General features: G+C 53.1%; 6 protein-coding genes and 1 other RNA gene. 6 read left to right on the top strand and 1 reads right to left on the bottom strand.

The genetic code is table 11. The features are described from left to right. Window positions 1–293 precede the first annotated feature (293 nt). The 4 genes from ffs to JQF37_RS31085 all read left to right on the top strand — a co-directional run bounded on the left by ffs (window position 294) and on the right by JQF37_RS31085 (window position 2,917). Window positions 294–390, top strand: an RNA gene (ffs, locus tag JQF37_RS31100) — signal recognition particle sRNA small type. A gap of 702 nt (window positions 391–1,092) precedes the next feature. Beyond that, complete coding sequence (locus tag JQF37_RS31095; protein WP_130211607.1) at window positions 1,093–1,344, top strand: hypothetical protein; 252 nt, start codon at window positions 1,093–1,095, stop codon at window positions 1,342–1,344. Between the two features lie 75 nt (window positions 1,345–1,419). Then, window positions 1,420–2,550: a reverse transcriptase family protein gene (locus JQF37_RS31090; protein WP_130211606.1), complete on the top strand. Its 1,131-nt coding sequence runs from the start codon at window positions 1,420–1,422 to the stop codon at window positions 2,548–2,550. Between the two features lie 55 nt (window positions 2,551–2,605). Continuing rightward, window positions 2,606–2,917, top strand: a complete 312-nt coding sequence (locus JQF37_RS31085; protein WP_130211605.1) for a hypothetical protein — start codon at window positions 2,606–2,608, stop codon at window positions 2,915–2,917. Between the two features lie 8 nt (window positions 2,918–2,925). On the opposite strand, the gene JQF37_RS31080 is transcribed toward JQF37_RS31085, so the two are convergent. Then, window positions 2,926–3,723 carry a hypothetical protein gene (locus tag JQF37_RS31080; RefSeq protein ID WP_130211604.1) on the bottom strand — a complete coding sequence of 266 codons (798 nt, stop codon included), beginning with the start codon at window positions 3,721–3,723 and terminating at the stop codon, window positions 2,926–2,928. A gap of 84 nt (window positions 3,724–3,807) precedes the next feature. Here JQF37_RS31080 and JQF37_RS31075 point away from each other — a divergent pair, with 84 nt between their 5' ends. Then, the gene (locus JQF37_RS31075) at window positions 3,808–4,077 is read left to right on the top strand and encodes a hypothetical protein (protein ID WP_223272748.1); all 270 of its coding nucleotides are present in this window, start codon (window positions 3,808–3,810) and stop codon (window positions 4,075–4,077) included. 52 nt (window positions 4,078–4,129) lie between these two features. Beyond that, a complete protein-coding gene (locus JQF37_RS31070; RefSeq protein ID WP_130211603.1) occupies window positions 4,130–4,471 on the top strand; it encodes a hypothetical protein in 342 nt (113 codons plus the stop codon). Window positions 4,472–4,658 lie beyond the last annotated feature (187 nt).

Here is a 4,658-nt window from a genome sequence, read left to right as displayed (position 1 = left end):
TTATACATAGATGCAACCGGGTAGCAGTGTTCAAAAGCGGGTTGAAAGTGGGGGCGAGTCCATACATAGGAGCGAGCCTGCTCGCGAAGACCGTGAGGGCGACGCGTTGATCCAGACAGCACGCGTCAGCGCTCATCGCAAAGCAAGCTCGCTCCTGCACAGGCTGATTTTTATCATTAGCGCATGTCCTTGACCGGACTGATATTTTTTATCCGAAACCAACGGTTGTAACTTCGCCGCAGATAGGTACAATGGCGCGGCTCGCCGTCAGGTGAGCGTCGTTATGGTGACCCCATCGGTCCCCCCGCAACGATTACCCGTGAACCTGGTCAGATCCGGAAGGAAGCAGCCACAGCGGGAACATTGTGTGCCGGGGTGTGGCTGGTGGGGGCACCACCTATCTCTAAATCCTTGATTCTACAAGGATTTGTCAGTCAAAAAACTCGAAGTGTGACAGCGTTTAGGTACACCTAAGTGGTGCACTGTGCTGACGATCTTACCTTGACCATTTTACTCTCGCCATCGTTGCCGTTCAGGTCGCATCGTTTTATTCGAGCATCCTTGGGGGTGCGAGGAAAGTCGAAGTTCTTCCGCGCTTTTCTCAGCCCTTAATGGCACATCGACATATTTGATTGCCATGCGACTTGGCGAGGGGTATAAGGAAGTCGCTGGGCGTACCGTCCAGGTGCTCTTTAAACATGGTGAATATTCTCTGGGCTTGCAGTTGGTGGTCGGGAAACTGACCAGCTTTGGTGTTCTTCAAAGCTACCTCTCCGCAACGACTCAGTCCCCTAGGTCGTCCTATGTGTGTGTCCTGTGCTTGGGCCGCGCGTCATCGAAGTGTTCCGCGTTAGCGTTTGCTTTATGCGCTGGCGAAGTGTTCCTCGTTAACGTAAAGCTGTTCGGTTTACGCAATTGGCATGTGTTGACGGATGAATTCTATGGTGACGAAGTTTGTGGCGGCGACGGCTTATCGATATTGATAAATCAATATCAATAAGCAGAACTGTGGTTTGTAGTGGTGTCTTGGAAGTTCCATTCGGCCCGGAATGCTTTGGCGGCGGCAATTTCGCCGGCGAAGGAGCTACAACCATGCGTAAGAAGAAAGCAGTCCGTTCTCGGACTATTCTGAAAAAGCACAATATCCAAGACACCCGCGTTACAGTTGATAGTGAACGTTCTCATAGCAACGAAGGAAGAAGCAGTCGGTTGAAACGAATCCGCTATGCGGTGGAGGGACTTCTGATTCGCCAAGTGCTTTTGGAGATATGGGAACGTAAGCAGGAGTACTGGGACGGAGCCTGCGAGGTTGTAGGCAAACTCCTTGAGGTTGTTCTCTCATGACGCAACAAATCACATCATTCGAATTCTGAAAGGCCGATCTGAGTATCGGCCTTTCTTCATTTTAGGGATCGGAATATGGACGCTCCTACGTACCCTTTCAAGCCTATTCACAGTATCCAGGCATTAGCCTTGGCGCTGGGCGAGAGCGAACGTCTGCTAGAGCGCCTTGCGATCCGTGCTGACCGAATGTACCGCCATGTACCTCAAGAGAAGAAAGGAAAGAAGCGGGATACTTATGATGCTCACGAGCCACTCAAGCGGGTTCAGCGAAAGCTCGTTGACCGGGTGTTATCCAAAGCTATCTTCCCCGCGTATCTTCACGGAGGCATAAGGGACCTTAAGTCCCCGAGGAGCATTCATAGCAATGCGACCGTGCATGCGGGAGCAAGGTTCGTCATCCTCCAAGATATCCGGAACTTCTACCCATCCATATTGGAAAGCCAAGTGGACGCCTTGTTTCGCGGGCTGTTCGGATTTGGAGCGAGTGTAGCGGCCCTGCTATCGTCAATTTGTACTCGTGAAGGGAGTGCGCCCCAAGGGGCTAGTACGAGTGGCTACATCGCCAACCTGGTTTTCTGGGATGTTGAACCAAAGATCGTAAAGGACCTTTTGGACCGAGGCTTCCAGTATTCACGATTTGCTGACGATATCACTATCTCCTGTAGCCGCGAGCCATCGTCGAGCGAGCTTTCCGGCATTGTTTCGACCATCACTGGGATGTTGGCTGCTAAAGGCTGTCATCAGAAGCGTACGAAGCTCCACATGCGTGTTCGTGGGCAAGGCATCAAGACTGATGAGGCTACTTTTCAGCCGGTCACGGTAACAGGGTTGAGCGTCTTCAATAGCACTCCAAGCCTAACTAAGTTGGAGCGTAAGCGTATACGTTCAGCGGTCAGGGAGTTGGAAGTGATGAGCGAGTCGATACCGGGCTGGGCTGTCCTTGAACCGATGTATCACCGTGCGATGGGGCGCGTAGGAAGACTTCTGGCGTGCGGTCATCCTGACGGTGAGGCATTAAAGGCTCGCCTCAATGTGGTTAAGCGGTCGTACCAAACACCGTTGCTCGAACGGTATCAGCAAACAATCACCGCATGCTTGGCTACAGCGGCTGATTCCCTCGGTAGCGCTTCTTCCTGTCCTGATCAGTCTGCGGAGCGAAATGGCCCTTTACCTTGGGAGAATTGCCGCCCATCACCCACGGATTGAACCGTATCGTATGTCAGTATACTGTTTTTATATACAGTATTCGGCGTGTGGTGTGATGGAAGACGATTTGATCGATGACAGTGGCTTTGAACTTGGGATGCCAACCCGCACGGAGATGCTGAAGCACCACTGTGATCTGCTGTGTGCAGAGCTGGAGACGACACGCAGGGACTTACGCAGGGCACACAAGAACATCGCCGGACTGATCGTCATGTACCGGGAAAGCTCGACGGAGCTGGCCGCCCTGAAGATTGAGCACGAGCGGCTGAAGTGGACCCTGAGTGACATGTATAGCCGGGAACGGGAACAGGGAAAGACACAATTGGGATATGCGTATGACGACTACTCGCCTAAGGACAAGACCTAGCTCCAGGCCTACCCTGTGACGATGGCGAGCAAGGGAATCCGACGCTCTTGTAACCGTGCAATCTCGGCGTGTAACGCGGGCTGTTTACCCACAAGGCTTTCCACTCCATATCGCTCCATGTCCATCCAGAACAGTGCGATGGCACTCACGTAGCGGGTCAGAAGTTCCAGCGTGATTTGCAGGTGTTGAACAGGTGGTGGTGGCAAAACCTTCTCGCCATTTTCCCAAGGGAACAACTGCGGTGCTGGCCAAAGCTCAGGGTGATGTTTGTGCAGGTTCCTTGATGAATCGCCCTCACCGTGACGGCAAGCGTTCCCCAGCATCTGCAACTGCGTCAGCGTGGTGTAAGAGTCGAAGGTGTCCATCTTGATCCCTCGAACCCTGTAGAACACCCCGTTCAACTCGTCACCCCATGCGCCTTTCTCCAGCTTCCTCTGGGTGACGCCCTCGATGGTGAGGCCACTTGCACACGTGGTCAGGTAGGAGCGTAACTGCTGTTCCCACAGGGACTGGATGGCCAGAGCGAACGCCATGTGTGCCTTCTTGATTAGACGCTCGTGGTCTGACAGGGCAAAGGTGGCCACAACATCATCTTCATCAGCAGCTAGCTCCTGCCGTCGCTCTTCCAACGCAGCGAGGGACGGTCGTACTACCCAAGTCAGGTACTCGTCTACAACGGTGCCGTTGTCGCTCGCGTAGGCATCAGCCCAACCGTGCTTCCATTTGTACGGCTCTGTCATGTCTTCATCCTGGTTGGAGTCGCTTTCCACAGAATCCCATGCCCCGTCAGTCCAATTCAAATCCATCGGGAAGCATCTTCAGGGTGAATGAGTGACGATAGGACACACCGAAGGAGTAGGATCGGGTGATGCACAAGGAGGTTCACCATCATGAAGATGTTATTTGCAATGACGCTACTGGTATCAGTGCTGGGCAGCACAACAGCTACCGCTGCTACGTTCGATGGCTATCAATGCAAGGGCGACTGCTCAGGGCATCAAGCGGGGTATGACTGGGCTGAGCAGAACGATGTAGACGATGAGTCGTCTTGCAGCACTCCATCTGCCTCTTTCAACGAAGGGTGCCAGTCGTACATCGATGAAAACAGCGGGACTACTTCATCAAATGATGTCGACGATGACGAGGAAGACGACGAGTAGTCTCTAGAAGTCGGGGCGGCAAGCTCAGTTCGCCATATAAGGGAATATGATCATGAAGGCAGGGATAGCAGTAGCGGTTGCACTGGTAGCGGCAATGACATCTGGTCCCGCGACGGCGGTTGGAATGGCCTATGGATACGGGGCTCTGGGATGTGGGAAGTTCGTCGCTGCTACAGATGAAAAAAGGGCCGGTTACCCCCAATCATTGAATCTGTTCATGGCGTGGCTGTCAGGGTTCGTCAGCTACTCAAGCCTCATGTCAGAAATTGAATACTTCAAAGGCACTGACTCTATCAGCGTACAACTCTGGCTGGAGAATTACTGCCGAGCAAACCCGCTTGAACCATTCAATACAGCAGCACTGGCTCTGTTGCTGGAACGAACCCCCAAGTGAGCAGGGGCGGACTTCTTTTACGAAACCCATGCTCCGCCGCGAGAACAGTGCAACTCTTGAGACGATCCCGCAGCATCTGGGGGCTGTTACGATCTTTTGATGATTCCTACGTAAGCGTCCGGCCAAGTCATCTACCCAGCCCCGCAAAGCCAAGACATGGTGTGCACTTAAATTTAAGTGGGCACCA

Origin of the sequence: Pseudomonas sp. MIL9 (assembly GCF_016887925.1) — a bacterium.
Classification (GTDB): domain Bacteria; phylum Pseudomonadota; class Gammaproteobacteria; order Pseudomonadales; family Pseudomonadaceae; genus Aquipseudomonas; species Aquipseudomonas mohnii.
The sequence above is the reverse complement of the archived record's forward strand: the minus strand, read 5'-3'. Positions and strand labels throughout refer to the sequence as shown.

Coding starts and splice junctions, on each gene's coding strand:
- JQF37_RS31070 (WP_130211603.1), top strand. CDS start 4,130: ATGAAGGCAGGGATAGCAGTAGCGGTTGCACTGGTAGCGGCAATGACA.
- JQF37_RS31080 (WP_130211604.1), bottom strand. CDS start 3,723: ATGGATTTGAATTGGACTGACGGGGCATGGGATTCTGTGGAAAGCGAC.
- JQF37_RS31090 (WP_130211606.1), top strand. CDS start 1,420: ATGGACGCTCCTACGTACCCTTTCAAGCCTATTCACAGTATCCAGGCA.
- JQF37_RS31075 (WP_223272748.1), top strand. CDS start 3,808: ATGAAGATGTTATTTGCAATGACGCTACTGGTATCAGTGCTGGGCAGC.
- JQF37_RS31085 (WP_130211605.1), top strand. CDS start 2,606: ATGGAAGACGATTTGATCGATGACAGTGGCTTTGAACTTGGGATGCCA.
- JQF37_RS31095 (WP_130211607.1), top strand. CDS start 1,093: ATGCGTAAGAAGAAAGCAGTCCGTTCTCGGACTATTCTGAAAAAGCAC.